Source organism: Chryseobacillus diguaensis, from assembly GCF_049220665.1.
Classification (GTDB): domain Bacteria; phylum Bacillota; class Bacilli; order Bacillales; family Bacillaceae; genus Metabacillus_B.
On the sequence record NZ_JBMKNV010000001.1, the window covers coordinates 238804 to 256724 of the forward strand.

Here is a 17921-nt window from a genome sequence, read left to right on the forward strand (position 1 = left end):
TTAAAAATCCAATTTAATGAAAGAGGGGTTTGATTCGTCTATGGAAAAGTGGCTGACAAAATGGCGTCTTGTTCCTTTGTTTGTTTTAATGGCGCTCTTTATGGCCGGCTGCGGCGAACCATATCTTTCCACCCTGCAGCCAGCTGGGGAAGTGGCGGATAATGAGTATTCGATCATGATACTTAGCACCATTATTATGGTCGTTGTTGTCGCAGTTGTAACGGTAATTTTTATTTACGTCATTATTCGTTTTAAACAAAAGAAGAATCAAAAAGACAAAATTCCAGAGCAGGTTGAGGGAAATCACAAGCTTGAAATTCTCTGGACAGTCATTCCTATTTTGCTCTTATTGATCCTTGCTGTCCCTGTAGTTGCTTCTACGTTTGATCTGGCGAATGTAAAGCCGATGGATAGTGAAAAGAGGAAACCTGAAAATGCACTTGTTGTTAATGTACGTGCAAATCTTTACTGGTGGGAATTCGAATACCCTGACTATAAAGTGATTACCAGCCAGGAGCTTGTTGTTCCTACTGACGAAAAAGTGTACTTTAAAGTAAAATCTTCTGATGTTAAGCACTCTTTCTGGATCCCAGCAGCAGGAGGAAAAATGGATACGAATCCTGAGAATGAAAATAAATTCTGGCTTGAGTTTGATTCTAAACGGACAAAGAATGCCGGTGAATATCTTTATGGTAAGTGTGCAGAGCTTTGCGGTCCTTCGCATGCTTTAATGGACTTTAAAGTGAAAGCGGTATCTCGAACCGAGTTTGATCAATGGGTTAAGAAAATGAAAGATGCAAAGCCTGTCGCAGAAGGCGATGTGGCTAAACAGGGCGAAGCGCTTTTCCAGCAAAAAGGATGCATTGCCTGCCATGCAGTAGCACCATCCGACAGCAGGCCTGAGGCAGCCCGTATTGCTCCGAATCTGGGGAACTTCGGAAATCGCTCAAGAGTAGCCGGCGTTATGGACCATAATGAAGAAAATGTTAAAAAATGGCTTAAAAATCCAGAAAAATATAAGCCTGGCAACAAGATGACCGGGAAATATCCGAAGCTATCAGATGAGGAAGTTAACGCGTTAACCCAGTATGTAATGGGATTAAAGGCAGATAAGTAGAAAACTTAGCAAGATCGCTTTTTTTAAAGGCTCTTTTCTTAAACTTTGTTGCTTCTCAATCTAAATTTCAGCTGCAGGATCCTTGATTTGAACTTTAAGAAAAGATGCCCCGAAGCTAATCTTAATGCGTTTTCTTTAATACTTAAGAATAGCAACAATCTTTGCGAAAACAGCCATTTTAAAACAAACAAGAAATAGTTAGAAACCGAGAAAAAGAGTTACACAGAAAGGGAGGTAGCATTGTGAGCACGTTAACTCAGAAAAAAGGCTTCGGCGCTGTTCTGTGGGATTATCTTAGAACTGTTGATCATAAGAAAATTGCCATTCTGTATTTAGTCGCAGGCGGATTTTTCTTCGTGGTGGGCGGTATTGAAGCCATGTTTATCAGAATTCAGCTTGCCATTCCAAACAATCACTTTTTGACGGGGGATTTGTACAACCAAGTAATGACAATGCACGGAACCACAATGATTTTCCTTGCAGCTATGCCGCTGCTGTTTGCTTTTATGAATGCTGTAGTACCGCTTCAAATTGGAGCGAGGGATGTAGCGTTTCCTTTTGTTAATGCACTTGGATTTTGGCTGTTCTTTTTCGGAGGCGTTTTCTTAAATCTTGGCTGGTTTTTAGGTGGGGCTCCTGACGCAGGCTGGACTTCATATGCATCGCTTTCCCTGAATTCCCCTGGCCATGGAGTTGATTTTTATGTGCTTGGTCTTCAGATCTCCGGGATTGGAACTCTAGTGGCAGGCATCAACTTTCTGGCAACCATTATTAACATGAGAGCACCTGGAATGACATACATGAGAATGCCGCTTTTTACTTGGACCACATTCGTAGCTTCAGCACTTATTCTATTTGCTTTTCCTCCATTAACGGTAGGATTGGCGCTCATGATGCTTGACAGACTGTTTCATACCAATTTCTTTGTTGCCGGAGCCGGAGGAAATACAATCATTTGGGAACATATCTTTTGGATATTCGGCCATCCTGAGGTTTATATCTTGATCCTTCCTGCCTTTGGAATATTTTCGGAAGTTATACCAGTGTTTTCGAAAAAAAGGCTTTTTGGATATTCTGCCATGGTTTTTGCAACCGTATTAATCGGATTTTTAGGATTCATGGTATGGGCTCATCACATGTTTACAACTGGTCTTGGGCCTATTGCAAATGCCATATTTGCAGTGGCGACCATGGCCATTGCCGTACCGACGGGCATTAAAATATTTAACTGGCTATTTACAATGTGGGGAGGCAGCATCAGTTATACAACTCCGATGCTGTATGCAATGGCGTTCTTGCCTTCCTTTGTCATGGGCGGGGTCACAGGAATTATGCTCGCTGCCGTTACGGCTGACTACCAATATCATGATACTTATTTTGTCGTAGCTCATTTTCATTACGTCATTGTAGGGGGAGTGATTCTTGGCCTGCTTGCAGGGGTTCATTATTGGTGGCCATTAATCTTTAACAGAGTCTTAAATGAAAAATTAGGCAAAATTACATTTGTTTTATTTATTATCGGCTTTCACTTAACTTTCTTCTTTCAGCATTTTCTTGGATTATTTGGGATGCCCCGCAGGGTTTTTACGTACCTTCCAGGTCAAGGATTTGAAACATACAATATGGTCAGTTCAATAGGCGCTTTCTTCATGGCAGCGGGAGTGCTTATAATGGTTATCAATATTATCCAGACTGCTGTAAAAGGAGAGCCAGCTGGACAGGATCCATGGATTGACGGGCGTACACTTGAGTGGGCTGTCGAAGCGCCAACTCCTGAATACAACTTTAAACAGATTCCGTTAGTGCGTGGACTGGATGCTTTATGGATTGAAAAAATGGCAGGCAAAAAAGGCCTTACAGCTTCAGAGCCTGTCGGAGATATTCATATGCCGAACTCTTCCATTCTGCCAATCTTTATTGCATTTGGTTTATTCGTTGCAGCACTTGGCTTAATGTACCATGAGAAACATTCGTGGGGAATTATTCTGATCTTAATAGGGCTTCTTATTACTTTCGGAAGCATGTTCCTTCGTTCTGTCGTTGATGATCATGGCTACCATATTCATAAAGAAGATCTTGAGGACGATACAGACAGGAGAGTGAAGGCATAATGCATGCTGAGGAAAGATTTACAGCGGAAACGTTTCCGGAATCTCCCGAAAAGGCCACTCTTGAAGCTAAAAATAAGTTTTTAGGATTTTGGTTGTTTCTAGGCGGAGAAACAGTACTGTTCGCCACTCTTTTTGCCACATTTCTTGCTTTAAGAAATTCCAACAACAATGGTCCAGTTACAAAGGAACTGTTTGAGCTGCCGCTTGTATTCTTTGCAACCATGCTTTTATTGGTCAGCAGTTTGACAAGTGTTTACGCTATTTATCATATGAAAAATTTCAGTTTTCGCAAAATGCAGGTTTGGCTTGTTATCACAGTCCTGCTTGGCGCAGGATTCTTAGGGCTTGAAATCTATGAATTTAATCATTATGTCCATGAACTTAAATTTACAATGATGAGCAGTGCACTAGGTTCGGCCTTTTATACGCTTGTAGGAACACACGGTGCCCACGTTGCATTTGGACTTCTTTGGATTACGACGCTTGTCATTCGAAACAGCAAAAGGGGATTAAATCTTTACAATGCTCCAAAGTTTTATGTAGCCAGTCTGTATTGGCACTTTATCGATGTTGTGTGGGTTTTTATCTTTACGGTTGTATACTTGATGGGAATGGTGGGATAGGTTATGGAATCCAATCAAAAATCAGGCAACCCGCGTGTGGATTTGGTATATAGGAAAAAGAAAAATGCGGAGGAAATGAAGTATCAATTTGTTTCTTTTGGCATGATGCTGTTTTTAACGGTATTAGCATTCATTGCTGTAGGGTACGATGGTGTGGATAAATGGTTTAAAGCCCCATTTATTATCACACTTGCTGTCATACAGGTTATTTTCCAGCTGTTTTATTTCATGCATATGAATCATAAAGGGCACCAAACGCCGGCATTGTTCCTTTTTTCAGGCATTGGATTTGGATTGCTGACTGTATTAGCTTTTTCAACCATTATTTGGTGGTAAGCATAAAAGGATGTTTTTAAGGAATCGGCCTTTTGCAAGGCCGGTTTTATCATTCGATTCAGGCACACCTTTAAAGGAGGAGAAGAACAAATGGAGAATATCGAAATATTTGGTTTTAATGCACTGTGGAGCCCTTATTTCTTTGTCTCTATTGTGATTTGCGTACTCCTGTATTTTTTTCTGATTAATCGCGAGGGCGATAAGTTTCGGGGAAGAGAGAAAGTGACAGTCAATCAGCAATGGATTTTTACCACTGCAATGGTACTGTTATATATCGTAAAAGGAAGTCCGGTTGATCTTCTGGGCCATTTAATGTTCAGTGCCCATATGATTCAAATGGCCATTTTGTATTTGTTAATTACGCCGCTTTTGATCATCAGTATTCCCGCATGGATGTGGCGTACGGTTACTGACTTGCCTGTCATAAGACAAGCCTTTCGTTTTATGACGAAACCACTTTTTGCATTAATTTTATTTAATGGTCTATTTTCTCTCTATCATTTCCCTGCCATTTTTGATTTTGTGAAAAGCGCTCCGCTTTATCATACAGCTTCAACACTGATCTTGTTTTTTGCATCTCTTTTTATGTGGTGGCCGCTGCTAAACAAATTTGAGGAGAAGAATCAACTGAGCGGCATTTTAAAAATCGGATACATATTTGCAAATGGCATGCTTTTGACACCGGCTTGTGCGCTGATTATTTTTGCAAAGGTTCCGTTATATGCCACCTACTATGATCCGCGTTCATGGATGCAGGCCATGCAGCTTTGTGTTCCAGCTGGCACATTGTCAGGGCTTAATTTAACAGGTCCAGAGATGTTTAATTCCTTGCCCATAATGGAGGATCAGCAGCTTGGAGGAGTTGCGATGAAAATTATTCAGGAAATTATATACGGTACGATGCTCGCCTATGTCTTTTTTAAATGGGCAAGGCAGGAAAGAGAAAAAGATGAATATGAAGAGGGAGTTCAAAAAGCTCTTAAATAGTTTTCAAACATATTTTCAAGGTGTTGCAGAATATAATTTTGTAACACTTTTTATTTTGCCTGAAAAAATCATCCGAAACATTGAAGGGGGAAAAACGTTGGAAATCCTGACTGAACGCCTTCTGGTCATTCCTTGTTCTCTTGATATCGCTAAATCTCTTATCATTCATAGAAAAGAGCTGGAGGAACGTTCCCCTATTAATATACCGGACACATGGCCGTCACCTCTTACTACAGGAGTATTGCCACTATATATTGAACGTTTGGAAGAGAATAAAAAGGAATATGGATGGGGGCTTTGGCTTATCATTCATACGCTGGAAAAGAAAATTATCGGAGATTTTTATATCGAAGCAAAGCCTGATCAAAACGGCAGGGTAGAATTTCATTTTCAAATGGATAAAGCTTACCCTGAAATGATAGCGTTTGAGGCAGCTAATATGTTTTTTAATTGGCTTTTTGAACAAAAAGAAGTGAAATGTATTTATACGGAATGCAGATCAGATCAGGAAAAAACCATCGCTTTATTTAATAAACTTGGATTTATCTGCTCAAGCAAAGATGATTTATTTCTGCAATGGCGTATTGCCAAAAATGAATCTTGCTAAATTCAATTGTAAAAGGGAAAAGCTCCTAAGAGCCCTTACCCCCCGATAGCCAGCTGAGCGATTTCCTCTTTCAGCTGTTTTATGATTTTTTCGCTTGCTTGAATAATATGACCAGGAAGCTCTTCATCCTCACCATATTCCACTCCATGGGGATAGTAATACTTTCCGAGCAGAGGTGTCAAAAGCTTCATAACAGCATTTCTGCTGCCTACATCACCTTCAATTGCAAATCCTTGAATTCTTAGATAAAAGATGTCTTCTCTAAGTTCAAATTTCCGGTCATATGTAACCCTTTCATAGTCCCATTGTCCAGCTCTGATTAACCCGTGGTTTTCCATGAGGTCATCCAGCCTGATCAGCTCAGCCGTCATTCCTTCAAGACCCGTTCCTTCAAATTTCATCCCGATTCCTCCCAAACCCAGTGAAATACCGTGCTTCTTTAATAATAGTATGAATAGAGCGAACTTTCAATCAATGCTTGCGTGCTTTTTTAAAAATGGCTGTTTTCGCAGAGATTTTTGTTATTCGTATTGGTTTGAAAACACATAAGGATTAGCTTCGGGGCATCTTTTCTTAAAATTTCCGTCCAACTGGCAGGTATATTCAAGAAACAGAAACGGGAAAACAGCAAAGTTCAAGAAAAGAGCCTTATAAAACGAAGGTCTTTACCGTTAAAGGCTCTTCTTACTTCTGTTTAAACCAATCCAGCAAGGGAAAGAATAATAAAGATTTCCCATATGCTTTATGATGAAGACTTCTCATATAATAATAGGGAAGATGAATGAGGATGAACTGATTATTGCAATGATAAAATGATAGTGAATGGTATTGGTGAAAGAAGAATCGAATGGAGGGGAAGTGCATGAGAACCTTGGTCAGAGCGCTATTTATATTAATACTAATTTTTTTAACGTATACTTTTTTTATAAGGTTCAATGAAGAGCCCCCGGAAAAAAGACAGCCAGGCGAATCCCCTGAAATCTCCAGTCAAAAAGAGGCAGGCAATGCAATGAAAATGCCAAAAAGCGGTCTCTTCTCCTTTATAGGTAAATCATCTGAAGGTGTCAAAAAATCGCTTGGTTCTCCAGCAAGAAAAGAACCTTCCAAATATGATTATGATTGGTGGATTTATAATCAGGACCCTGAAAAATATCTCCAAGTGGGAATTCAAAACGGAATAGTTGTGACTGTCTATGCCATTGGAAAAAACATCAATTTAAAACCCTTCAATATTGGACAGCCAGTTGGAGAAGTATTTAAAGAGGCTCCCATTTCTTCTTCCCTGTCTCTGGACTATAAAGGAAGTGCCTATAAATTCGAATTAACTGAGGAGGATATGAATACAAGACCTTCAGTGAAAATGAAGGATATGATTCTTCAGCTTTACTTCGATAAATTTGATGGAACGCTCTCAAGTGTAAGAGCAATGGATAAAGAAACATTTATTAAACAGCGTCCATATGAAGTCGTATATAGAGGCAGCCTTTTGACCCCTGCTGAATTAAAAAAGGATAAAGAGCTCAAAATCGAGAAAGCAGCAGAAAACCAAATATTTGATATTACCAATGTAATTCGAAATCAGCATGGACTTGAAAGTCTCTCAAATGATAAGAATGTTTCGGGTATTGCTTATCTGCATAGTAAGGATATGAAGAATAATCAATATTTTGCACACGATTCACCAACGGAGGGCGGACTTGCAGACCGCCTGAGTAAGGGGAGTATCCAATATGCTTCTGCAGGCGAGAATATTGCAGCTCATTATACAGATGCCATTGCGTCTGTTGAAGGATGGCTGAATAGCAAGGGACATCGCGAGGCAATGCTGAATGCTGATTTCACCCATCTGGGAGTGGGTGTATACGGTGATTATTATACACAGGATTATGTGAAATACTGGAACCAATAGAAAAGAAGGCTTGCGAAGGCAGCCTTCTTATTTTTTGCAGAACATCAGGTAATGTGAAGGTTTTATTTATCAATTATATAAAAGGTTGCAGTTGAGTGGGCAATCAGTTCACCGTCGTCTCTGAAAACCTGTCCCTGCAAAACAATCGTTCTTTTGCCCTTATGAATGAGTGCCGCATTGCAAGTAAGGAAGGAGCCTGTCCCCGGAGCAACATAATTAATTTTCATTTCGGAAGTAACTGCGCTTTTTCCTTCTGAAAGCAAGCTTCCTGCAAATGTTCCCATTGCAGAATCGAGAAGAGTGGCTGTGATGCCGCCATGAACAATATTAAGGTTATTTTGAATGATAGGAGTATTTGGGATTTTCATCGTAAGATCTCCATTAGCATTCCACTCATTTTGGACGTGCATTAAAGCACCTATGTATGTACCATTTTGCTTCTTTTGCTTCTTTTCCATTCCATCTGCCAGTAACTTGGCAACATGCAGTTCTTCTTCATTTGAGGTTTCAATAATCTGCTGGAATTGAGCAAGAAGTTCTTCTTTATTCATTTTGTTCCAACCCTTCTGTCAAGGCAGTCATTTTCCTGCCGGTATTAAACTGTATTTTGTACCCTACTATCTTAGCAAATATTTATGATGCTCACACCATAATTGGGCGAACCATAAGACGGTTAACCGGATAAAATGAAATAGGCAGACGCAACAAGGAGTGAAGATGATGAGTGAAAAGAAGCTGCATCCGTCAGTTGAAGAATTCAAGGGATTTGTAAAGCTTCATCCGAAATTGATACAGGAAGTCAGAAAAGGTACTAAGAGCTGGCAGGGAATCTATGAAGATTGGTATTTGCTTGGAGACACAGATCCATCATGGAAACAATACAAAGACGAAGAGGCTGCTGAAGGAGTAACGGAAGAAAAGAAATCCGATTTTATGTCAAAAATGCTTTCTTCAGTCAAAAAAATGGATGCCAATGAAATGAATCAGCATCTCTATAATATGAGCAATACCGTTTCAACTATTCAAGGAATTCTTGAGCAATTTGGATTTGCCAAACCTACTCAAACATCTGGCGGCAGCACAGGAAACCAGCCATTTTCTTTCAGAAAAGATTAGAGGTGCTTTGTGAGAAAAGAAATTCAGGAATATATTCAATCCAGTCCGGATTTAATCAAGTTTATGAGAGAACAGCCTCAATGGTACAGAAAGCTTGCCCGAAATCCTAATGATACGAAAGCTTTAAATGTTGCCATGATGAATCACTATCAAAAAACGATCCCTCACAAAGTGGCCCAGTTCTCCAATTCCATACAAATGGCTTCTATGATGCTTGGCATGTTCCAATCTATGAAGCAGCAGGATTAGATGCGGCCTTAAGGCCGTTTTTATTTTTGCATCTTTACTCGTTTCCTTCATTGCTTTATCCATACGAAACATAATTTCCAAAAGAATGGTAAAAATATGGAGAAAGGATGGTGGATGAGATGAAAAATGTGTGGATGCTTGTTTTTTTTATTGTACTTTTAACAGGATGCACAAATGACAAGCCAAAACCCGAAGGATCTTGGATAAAGGGGACAAGCCCATTTTTCCAGGAAGCTAAAATTCATGCCGCGGAAAAAAAGAACAGCAAAATGGAAGTAAACCATTTCGTGAAAAACAATGTGGTTTATGTAGAATGTTTATCTTCTGATCAATCATTTGCCTTGTCGAAAAAAGCCAGAAAAAAAGGTGATATTTCCATCAACCTGTATGTCGATGGAAAAATGCATACATCTGATATCGTAACAGCTGCCTTTACCATTCGGGATTTATCCAAAGGGAGACACCACATTCGCGCGGAGTTTCATACTTTTGGAAGCAAAGAAAGTCCTGAAGCAGCAGAATGGAATGTTGTGATTATGTGAAGAACTTCCATTCGGATTTCTCATTTCCCTTCAACCATGATAGAATAAGGGTGGAGGTGCTGAAGATTGGTACTAGCTACAATGGAAAGTGTAACCATCTTGGAGCAGGCGGAGAGAATTGGGGAAATGATCGAGAAATCCCAACTAGCTGTGGATTACCGCCGTCTTCAGAAAGCTTTGCAAAATGACCAGACAGCACAGTCGCTCATTGCAGAATTCACCAAGGTAAAGGAAAAATACGAAGACGTTCAGCGTTTTGGAAGATATCATCCGGACTACAAAACAATTTCATCGGAAATGCGGCAGGTTAAGAGAAACCTCGATATGAACGATTCTGTGGCTGCTTTCCGGAGAGCTGAAACAAATCTTCAAACTTTACTTGATGAAATAAGTGTTGAGCTTGGCAGAGCTGTGTCTGAACATATAAAAGTGCCTACAGGCAATCCTTTCTTTGACTCAGGGTCTTCATGCGGAGGCGGATGTGGTTCTGGAGGGGGCTGCGGCTGTAAGGTATCCTAATTTGAAGGCAGGGCTAGCCCCTGTCTTTTTTAGAACGGTTTTTTAAGTGCCTTAACAAAATACAATCTTCGCATAAATTTCCGCAGCAAAACATTTTTTCCTGCGGAACAAAAAAACGGTGACGAAATACAATTGTATTAGCCTGTTCTCTAACATAAATGGTTTGAACAGTGACTCTTTTGCCGGCCATCGCCTTTTTGGCTGCATTTCGAATGAGTTTTTCAAGCTCGTGCTGATTTAAGCTTGTTTTAAGAACTACATACAAAAATGGGGTACCGGCAATCATTTTTCTCTCGGTATTTTCTATAGCCTCTTTAGATTGAAGCTCTGATAAAAACTGAATCCATATAGCTTCAAGTTCATCCACGAGCATAACTCCTTTCGGATGCGTACAAATACCTTTGCCAGGATACCGCTGATAAAAAAACAAAGCAGACATGTTCAAAAAGAGCTATCGGAACATATTGTGAAACAGAAAAAACTCTGTTAAAATTTCTTTGGACACGCGAAAAAGGGTGAAGATTAATGGCTGATAAAAGACAAGGCTTAATTGTATGGATGCATTCCCTAAAGCATGTGAAAATGCTGCGGAAATTCGGTAATGTTCATTATGTTTCAAAAAAACTGAAATATGTTGTGCTTTATTGTGATCAGGAAGCATCTGAACAATTGACTGGAAAAATATCTTCCTATTCATTTGTTAAGCATGTAGAGCCATCATATAAACCATATCTTAAGCTCGAATTTGAAAGCAAAATTGATAAAGCGAAAGAATATGATTATAAAATGGGTTTATAAATCATTTATTGACGGGTCTTGCCATGAGTACCTTTACTTTTTGGCCAGACCCGTTTTTTCATTTCATCGGAGGGATGATATGATTCAATCTAAGGATCCCTATTAAGTATTGATAATATAGAATTTTTTCATTAAAAGCATTTGACGGTTTTACCTTAACTTTAATGATCTTTTTTTCTAACTCGATTGAAAGTTCCTGAAAAAGCTGTGACCGTTTGTTTGGTTTTTCTGCGGGGTTAGGAATTCCTTCCCTGCAAACATAAATGGCTTGAAATTCTCCCGGATCAGTCGGTTTCATGATCACCCCAATAGAAGTTACAAGTCTTCCGTCTACTTCGGATTGCAGGGAAAGAAGCCCATGAACTCTTGTTTTATTGGCTTTTGCTGTTTCTAGAAGTTCATATATATCAGAATACCCTTCTCCAAGTTCAATAAATCTTTGTATCATTTTAGATCTCCTTCCATTTTACCTACAAACTAATGTAGCATTTTTTCACATAAAAATCTTCCCGTGAGTCATCTGTCAGGACCGTTCCTTCCAGTTTGAATATGATTTGTATAGCATAAAGTATAATTGGCCATAATAAGAAAGGACAACACTCGTCAACCGATGTTGTTGCCAACCGCGGAGAAGACTTATTTTTCCCCATAAGTTCTTCCTCCGGTTTCTCCTCTCCCTTTGCCTTCTAACCTTGAACGAGGGATAGAAGGACCTTGCAGACAATTGCCTGCAAGGTTTTTTTTTTGCCAGGCTCTTTAAACTTGACTCTTGGGTTCCGCTTCAGACACTCATCTTAAGCGGGCGGTCCTTAGAGCCTTCCTCGGCGTTTTGGCGCCTGCGGTATCTCCCTTGACCCGCTTTTCTAAGCAGTAGTTTCGTGACTTCCGCTCCAATTAACATTGTGCCAAAATCAACATTTAGCTTTACCTTAAGCCTGCTGCTAAAACAGTTTCTTTTTTAGTAAGTCAACTGATCTTTTATAGGGCAGTCAAATTTATCCCAAGCTATTGTTTTTTCTTTTTTTTCTATGGTACGATAAAACATGCTTAAAAGCAGGAATCTTAAAAAGATGTGGTGAATAGTATGAGAGTTGTGTCAGGTTCATGTAAAGGAAGGCCTTTAAAGGCTGTACCCGGAACATCCACAAGGCCTACCACTGATAAAGTGAAAGAAGCTATTTTTAATATGATCGGTCCCTTTTTTGAAGGCGGATCAGCCCTGGATTTGTTTGGCGGCAGCGGAGGATTGGGCATTGAATCTTTAAGCAGGGGAATTGATTTTTGCCTATTCGTTGACAAGGATTCAAAAGCGATCCAAACCATACATAAAAATATTGAAGCCTGCGGGTTTGAAGCGCAGACTGAAGTATATAGGAATGATGCAGAAAGAGCGTTAAAGGCTATTATAAAAAGGAACTTATCATTTAATTTAATTTTTTTGGATCCGCCCTACAAACAACAAAAATTGAAAGCGTTTATAAATTCAGTTGATGAGGCAGTCCTTTTAACAGAAGAAGGATATCTTGTAGCTGAGCATGGTACAGAAGAAAAACTGCCGGATGCAATTGGCCACCTTTCCAAATTAAAGGAAGAAGTATACGGAGTCACGGCTGTTACCATATTTGGATATGAAACGGGAAGGACGGGAGAGTAAATGGCAAGTATTGCAGTTTGCCCAGGGAGCTTTGATCCAGTGACGCTTGGTCATGTGGATATTATTAAGAGAGGCGCAAATGTTTTTGAAAAGGTTTATGTTTGTGTATTGAATAATTCTTCCAAGCAGCCTTTATTTGATGTTGTAGAAAGATGCGAATTGTTAAGAGAAGTAACAAAGGACATACCGAACGTTGAAGTAGAGTCCTTCAAAGGGCTTTTGGTGGATTATGCCAGGCAAAAAAATGCCAACTCCATCTTAAGAGGACTGCGGGCTGTTTCGGATTTCGAGTATGAAATGCAGATCACTTCTATGAACCGCTTTCTTGATGAAGGAATTGAAACGTTTTTCATGATGACGAACAACCAATACTCTTTCCTCAGCTCCAGTATCGTTAAAGAGGTTGCGAAGTACAAAGGGGATATTAAAGATCTTGTTCCGCCTCCTGTTGAGAAGGCACTCAAGCAAAAATTTGTTTTGAAATAGCAGACCTTTTAGGCAATAAAAATGGTTTTCGCAAAGATTGTTGTTATTCGTATAAGGCAAATGAATGTTGTTTGATTGGCTTAGTGGCATCTTTTCTTAAAATTTCCGTCTAAATGGCATGTATAGTCAATAAAAAGAAATTGGAAAATTGGAAAAATTAACAAAGTTTAAGAAAAGAGCCTAAAAAAGAGGATGACCCGGCACAATATTGGTCATCCTTTTCGTTCATATATTAATAGGGTTTCTTTGATATAGTTCTGCTTTTTAAGCTGTAGAGAATAATATAAACAAGCAGAGAGCCAATCGTAATAAGAGGGCCGGCGCTGCTTAAATGCTGCCAAATTTCAGTGAACCATCGGCCGGAATTCTGAAAGAGAAAGGCAGGCTGAACGGATGTTTCTTTACTTGATTGAAAATGCAGATAGAGAGGCTTGAAGAGCAAAGCGGCTGCTATAGCCGCAAAAAATCCCTGCATGATACGGGCGATAAAAAAAGGTTTAAACCGTATATCCGTTTCAGCAAGAATACTTGCAACTTGTGCTTGAACAGAAAACCCGCTGAAAGCTAGAATGAAGCTTGTCAGAACGGCAGCCTGAAACAAAAGGGCTGGTCCTGTTTCTTTGCTGATAAGCTGGCTTCCAAGTGTTATTTCAAATAATCCTGATATCAAAGGCTTTCCGTAAGATTCAGGAAAGCCTGCCATCGTTAAAAATACATTGATAGCCCCTGAAAGAAAATCTGTCAGCTGGACAACAGACAGAATTCGATTAAAGACAGAGAAGGCTATAATAAAACCTCCAATCATCAGAAGTGACTGGACGGAAGACAGTACCGCATTACCCAGCATTTTTCCAAGCGGCTGTTTGTTCTCAAGCCTCGTTTTGTGAAGGGCGTTAAAGGCTGATAAGATGGAAGGGAAACTTGTTTTTTTATCTTTCCTGATGTTTTTTTCTTTGCTTCTTCCATGAAATCTCATGACAAGCCCTACCATTACATTACCAAGATAATGAGCTGCTGCGAGCAATAAACCGAGAGCTTGATTATGGAAGAATCCGACAGCAACAGCTCCGAAAATAAAAAGCGGGTTTGAGCAGTTTGTAAAGGAAACGAGCCGTTCAGCTTCTATTGCTGAAAGCTGATTTTCCTGCCGGAGTCTTGCAGTCAGCTTTGCGCCTGAAGGGAAACCAGATGCCATGCCCATTGCAAAGACAAAACCGCCTACCCCTGGAACTCGAAAAATCGGCCGCATAAAAGGCTCAAGAATAATTCCGATGAATTGGACAATTCCAAAGGCAATCAAAAGTTCAGAGAGGATAAAAAAAGGCAGCAGGGAAGGAAAAACAATTTCCCACCACATTTTAAGCCCTTGTTTCGAAGCATCCAGAGCAGCCTCTGGGTGGAGTATGACTAACAGCGTTAAACTTGCAATGAACAGTGCAGCAAGCAATGTATTCCATTTGGATCGGTTCAAAGGCATGCCTCCCATTGAAAATCGCTACATATAAGAATGGAAAAGGTAAAAAGCCTGTACTTTTTCCATAGTTTTAATATACGAGAATAGGGGTCCTTTTTAGACCATATGATTTGAGTAAGATGTATGGAAGAAGGAGGCTGTTCTCCTGGAAAAGAAACCGAAAATAGGGCTGGCACTTGGCTCAGGAGGGGCAAGGGGTTTTGCGCATCTGGGTGTTATAAAAACATTGGAGGAGCATGGCATTAAAATTGATATGATTGCAGGAAGCAGCATGGGGGCGCTCGTAGGAGGCATTTTTGCCTCAGGGCATGACATCAGCCGTTTGTATCAGCTTGCTGCAGCCTTTAAACGGAAATATTATCTCGACTTTACCATACCAAAAATGGGGTTCGTTTCAGGAAATCGGGTTTGGGAATTGGTTAAAGTTTTTACAAAGGGCAAAAATATTGAAGAATTGGATATGCCGGTCGCTATTGTCGCAACAGATCTATATGAAGGAAAAAAGGTTGTTTTTAAGAAAGGTCCTGTTTCAGACGCTGTTCGGGCAAGTATAGCCATTCCAGGAATATTTGTTCCTGTGAAGCTCGACGGCAAGCTCCTCGTGGACGGAGGAGTTATAGACAGGGTTCCTGTTTCCGTCGTCAAAGAAATGGGCGCAGACATTGTGATTGGAGTCGACGTATCAAGGGTCAAGCAGCATGAAGAAATCAATTCCATTTTCGATGTGATCATGCAAAGTCTTGATATTATGCAGGAAGAGCTGCTGCTGCACAGGGAAACAGAATCTGATGTTATGATCAGGCCGCATGTAGAACAGTTCAGTTCAAGAGCTTTTACAAATATTCAGGAAATCATTGAAAATGGAGAGCAGGAAGCTCTCAAGAACATAAAGAAAATTGAGCTGCTGATCGCAAATTGGAAGGAGCAGCCTGGATGAATAAAAAGAAAAAAACCTTACAAGCTTTTTTAATCGGGATTATACTGGCCATGATTCTATCCTATATAAAACTGCCTTTTTACATTTTAAAGCCTGGCAGCGCCACTCCTCTTGAGCCAATCATTAAAGTTGATAAAGGCTCCGCTTCCAAAGGGAGTTTTTCTTTAACAACAGTCAGTTTTGGACGAGCAAGCATTGTCTCTTATTTGCTTGCTAAATTTAATTCCTATGATGAAATGATACCGGTGGACCGAGTGAAGCAGCCGGATGAATCAGATAATGACTACTTAGAAAGACAGGTACAAATGATGAAAAGCTCTCAGGATTCTGCTGTCGTTATTGCTTATAAAAAAGCAGAAAAAAAAGTTACTGAGACATTCGATGGCGTTTATGTCACTTTTACAGAGAAAAATATGCCTGGAAGCAAAGTCTTTAAAAAAGATGACAAGCTAGTGAAGGTAAATGAAATAAAACTCACCAGTGCAGAGCAATTCCAAAATTATATCAGCTCAAAGAAAGCCGGAGACAGGGTGAATATAACATATGAACGGGAAGGGGAAAAATTGAACAGCATCATGAAGCTTTCACCGTTTAAAGAGGAACCAGAAAGAGCAGGTATTGGCATCAGTCTAATGAATAAACGAAAAGTAACGGTCAGTCCTAATGTTTCTTTAAACACAGAAAATATAGGGGGCCCTTCAGCAGGACTGATGATGAGTCTGGAAATATATGATCAGCTGAAGCCGGAAGATCTCACTAAAGGTTATAAAATAGCAGGAACAGGCACGATATCTGAAACGGGTGAAATTGGTCCAATAGGAGGTATTGCCCAAAAGATTGTGGCTGCGGATAAGGCAGGTGTTAAAATCTTTTTTGCTCCAAACGAACACGGCAAAAAAGAATCCAATTATAAACAAGCCAAATTGACCGCTGAAAAAATCCATTCCTCTATAAAGCTAGTTCCAGTGGATAAGTTTGATGATGCTGTTTTCTATTTGGAAAAATTGAAAAATGCATCATAATGAATAGGAAAAGGTCCTGCTCTAGAAGCATAGGACCTTTTTATCTTTTTAATCCATTCTATAGATGGCTTTGCGCAGAAGAAGGATTAACTATATTTCAAATCAGCCTGTTTACTTCTTCATCAAACCGGATCGGCGGTGTTGCATACTCTTCTCGCAATCTTGCTGACCGCATCGGCTCAGGCAGGACCATATTGTAAATATTGGATGCTTTCAAGTCAAGCTCAAGCATTGGATCATGAAAAGAGGAGACTTTCGTGATAAGAGGAAGCTTCAGCTTTTTTTTCTTTTGATTTAAATATTGCTGTCCTTTTTTTGACATGCCAAGAACTCTTAAATATCTCGAAGTTTCTTGCTGAAGTACGTAAGCCATATCTTTTTTAGATGTTCGGGTCAGAATATGGACACACATTCTTTGAAGTCTTGTCCATGTATATCGTTTTGTTTTTAACTTTTCCATAAACTGCTTGAAAGTTAGTGATTCTTTAATGAAAGACAGGATTCTGTTCTCCAAGCCTTCTTCTACCTCGTAAATATCGGCTAATTCTCCTTTTGTCATGGTGAGGATTGTATATTTCAACAGTGAGAAAAAATCTTCCCATGATCGGAAAGGGTCTGTTTTTATAGAATCCTGGTTAAGAAGGTCCCATGTAGATTCAGGAACATAGTCTGTAATAGATTTTTGTCCTTCATTGCTGAATAAAGCCTTACGTATGCCTGTAGCGCTGGCTATTGAGCCGTAAGGAAGCTTTTCTTCATGATATCCTGCTGCTTCCCTCATGATTGTCGCTGGCACAATGGAAGAACGCTGTTCATTTATCGCGCGTATGTAGTGAAAACCAAGAATGTTGTTTGGCTTAGTAAGGTCTGCAAGGTTTTCTCTCTGGCTGGAAATGTTCTTGAAGGCATTGGAGAGAGCCTGAGGATAGCTGATGCCCTGCTTCATTTGCTCCTTTATTTCAGATTCGTACTGTATTTTGTTCGAAGAAATCATTTCGTAAGAGGATAAAAAAGGCTCAATCGATCCTTGCTCGCTACCAAAGGAAAGGTGAGTGCATTCTAAAGCATCAAGGATTGAGACGGCCCCGCTCGCGAATGATTCGGCTTTTTGTGAGGCAAATACATAGGGCAGTTCAATGACAAGATCAACTCCTCCATAAAGAGCCATTTTGGTCCTGTACCATTTTGAGACCAATGCAGGCTCACCGCGCTGAAGAAAAGGACCGCTCATAACTGCAGCAACAATATCTGCCCCAGTCTCTTCCTTCGACTTTTGAAGGTGGAGTAAATGCCCATTATGAAAAGGGTTATATTCAACAACAATTCCTAATACATTCATCCTTTTTCTTCCTTTCTATTTTTCTTTTAGGCTCTGTATTTAAACTTTTTTTACTTTGTCATTCAATAAGGCTCTTTTCTTAAACTTTGTTGTTT

General features: G+C 39.8%; 22 protein-coding genes. 16 read left to right on the forward strand and 6 right to left on the reverse strand.

The features are described from left to right. Positions 1–40 precede the first annotated feature (40 nt). From coxB to ACOT8F_RS01195, 6 genes are all read left to right on the forward strand, one after another. Positions 41–1117, forward strand: a complete 1077-nt coding sequence (gene coxB / locus ACOT8F_RS01170) for a cytochrome c oxidase subunit II (RefSeq protein WP_421649721.1) — start codon at positions 41–43, stop codon at positions 1115–1117. 239 nt (positions 1118–1356) lie between these two features. Then, entirely contained in the window at positions 1357–3228 is a 1872-nt protein-coding gene (ctaD, locus tag ACOT8F_RS01175; RefSeq protein ID WP_421650020.1) for a cytochrome c oxidase subunit I, read from the forward strand. Next, on the forward strand, positions 3228–3851 hold the full coding sequence (gene ctaE / locus ACOT8F_RS01180; protein ID WP_421649722.1) for a cytochrome c oxidase subunit III: 624 nt from the start codon (positions 3228–3230) through the stop codon (positions 3849–3851). The genes ctaD and ctaE overlap by 1 nt, the downstream gene beginning before the upstream one ends. Positions 3852–3854: 3 nt before the next feature. After that, complete coding sequence (gene ctaF / locus ACOT8F_RS01185; protein ID WP_421649723.1) at positions 3855–4187, forward strand: cytochrome c oxidase subunit IVB; 333 nt, start codon at positions 3855–3857, stop codon at positions 4185–4187. Positions 4188–4277: 90 nt separating this feature from the next. Then, a complete protein-coding gene (ctaG, locus tag ACOT8F_RS01190; RefSeq protein ID WP_421649724.1) occupies positions 4278–5174 on the forward strand; it encodes a cytochrome c oxidase assembly factor CtaG in 897 nt (298 codons plus the stop codon). Positions 5175–5271: 97 nt separating this feature from the next. Further along, complete coding sequence (locus tag ACOT8F_RS01195) at positions 5272–5781, forward strand: GNAT family N-acetyltransferase (RefSeq protein WP_421649725.1); 510 nt, start codon at positions 5272–5274, stop codon at positions 5779–5781. A 35-nt stretch (positions 5782–5816) separates the two neighbouring features. On the opposite strand, the gene ACOT8F_RS01200 is transcribed toward ACOT8F_RS01195, so the two are convergent. Further along, positions 5817–6182 carry a YugN family protein gene (locus ACOT8F_RS01200; RefSeq protein ID WP_421649726.1) on the reverse strand — a complete coding sequence of 122 codons (366 nt, stop codon included), beginning with the start codon at positions 6180–6182 and terminating at the stop codon, positions 5817–5819. A gap of 461 nt (positions 6183–6643) precedes the next feature. Between ACOT8F_RS01200 and ACOT8F_RS01205 the strand changes: the two genes are divergently transcribed. Beyond that, on the forward strand, positions 6644–7690 hold the full coding sequence (locus ACOT8F_RS01205; protein WP_421649727.1) for a CAP domain-containing protein: 1047 nt from the start codon (positions 6644–6646) through the stop codon (positions 7688–7690). A 62-nt stretch (positions 7691–7752) separates the two neighbouring features. On the opposite strand, the gene ACOT8F_RS01210 is transcribed toward ACOT8F_RS01205, so the two are convergent. Then, on the reverse strand, positions 7753–8241 hold the full coding sequence (locus tag ACOT8F_RS01210; RefSeq protein ID WP_421649728.1) for a PaaI family thioesterase: 489 nt from the start codon (positions 8239–8241) through the stop codon (positions 7753–7755). Positions 8242–8410: 169 nt separating this feature from the next. Between ACOT8F_RS01210 and ACOT8F_RS01215 the strand changes: the two genes are divergently transcribed. From ACOT8F_RS01215 to ACOT8F_RS01230, 4 genes are all read left to right on the forward strand, one after another. Beyond that, a complete protein-coding gene (locus ACOT8F_RS01215) occupies positions 8411–8806 on the forward strand; it encodes a YlbD family protein (protein ID WP_421650021.1) in 396 nt (131 codons plus the stop codon). 9 nt (positions 8807–8815) lie between these two features. Next, entirely contained in the window at positions 8816–9055 is a 240-nt protein-coding gene (locus ACOT8F_RS01220) for a YlbE-like family protein (protein ID WP_421649729.1), read from the forward strand. 119 nt (positions 9056–9174) lie between these two features. After that, a complete protein-coding gene (locus ACOT8F_RS01225; RefSeq protein ID WP_421649730.1) occupies positions 9175–9597 on the forward strand; it encodes a hypothetical protein in 423 nt (140 codons plus the stop codon). Between the two features lie 81 nt (positions 9598–9678). Further along, entirely contained in the window at positions 9679–10116 is a 438-nt protein-coding gene (locus tag ACOT8F_RS01230) for a YlbF/YmcA family competence regulator (protein WP_421650022.1), read from the forward strand. Between the two features lie 13 nt (positions 10117–10129). Here ACOT8F_RS01230 and ACOT8F_RS01235 read toward each other — a convergent pair whose 3' ends face one another. Continuing rightward, complete coding sequence (locus ACOT8F_RS01235) at positions 10130–10483, reverse strand: hypothetical protein (protein ID WP_421649731.1); 354 nt, start codon at positions 10481–10483, stop codon at positions 10130–10132. Between the two features lie 158 nt (positions 10484–10641). On the opposite strand from ACOT8F_RS01235, the gene ACOT8F_RS01240 reads away from it, so the two are divergent. Further along, complete coding sequence (locus ACOT8F_RS01240) at positions 10642–10914, forward strand: YlbG family protein (protein WP_421649732.1); 273 nt, start codon at positions 10642–10644, stop codon at positions 10912–10914. Positions 10915–10972: 58 nt separating this feature from the next. Here ACOT8F_RS01240 and ACOT8F_RS01245 read toward each other — a convergent pair whose 3' ends face one another. Then, positions 10973–11362 (reverse strand): DUF7147 family protein, encoded by a 390-nt coding sequence (locus tag ACOT8F_RS01245; RefSeq protein WP_421649733.1) that lies wholly within the window; start codon positions 11360–11362, stop codon positions 10973–10975. Between the two features lie 636 nt (positions 11363–11998). Between ACOT8F_RS01245 and rsmD the strand changes: the two genes are divergently transcribed. Then, on the forward strand, positions 11999–12568 hold the full coding sequence (gene rsmD, locus ACOT8F_RS01250; protein WP_421649734.1) for a 16S rRNA (guanine(966)-N(2))-methyltransferase RsmD: 570 nt from the start codon (positions 11999–12001) through the stop codon (positions 12566–12568). Beyond that, on the forward strand, positions 12569–13054 hold the full coding sequence (gene coaD / locus ACOT8F_RS01255) for a pantetheine-phosphate adenylyltransferase (RefSeq protein ID WP_421649735.1): 486 nt from the start codon (positions 12569–12571) through the stop codon (positions 13052–13054). A gap of 232 nt (positions 13055–13286) precedes the next feature. Here the strand turns inward: coaD and ylbJ are convergent, their stop codons facing one another. After that, positions 13287–14525 (reverse strand): sporulation integral membrane protein YlbJ, encoded by a 1239-nt coding sequence (gene ylbJ / locus ACOT8F_RS01260; protein ID WP_421649736.1) that lies wholly within the window; start codon positions 14523–14525, stop codon positions 13287–13289. A 148-nt stretch (positions 14526–14673) separates the two neighbouring features. Here ylbJ and ACOT8F_RS01265 point away from each other — a divergent pair, with 148 nt between their 5' ends. After that, the gene (locus tag ACOT8F_RS01265; protein ID WP_421650023.1) at positions 14674–15465 is read left to right on the forward strand and encodes a patatin-like phospholipase family protein; all 792 of its coding nucleotides are present in this window, start codon (positions 14674–14676) and stop codon (positions 15463–15465) included. Beyond that, entirely contained in the window at positions 15462–16487 is a 1026-nt protein-coding gene (locus ACOT8F_RS01270; RefSeq protein WP_421649737.1) for a SepM family pheromone-processing serine protease, read from the forward strand. Before ACOT8F_RS01265 ends, ACOT8F_RS01270 begins: the two co-directional genes overlap by 4 nt. Positions 16488–16584: 97 nt before the next feature. Here the strand turns inward: ACOT8F_RS01270 and ACOT8F_RS01275 are convergent, their stop codons facing one another. Then, complete coding sequence (locus tag ACOT8F_RS01275; RefSeq protein ID WP_421649738.1) at positions 16585–17826, reverse strand: nucleotidyltransferase; 1242 nt, start codon at positions 17824–17826, stop codon at positions 16585–16587. Positions 17827–17921: the final 95 nt, after the last annotated feature.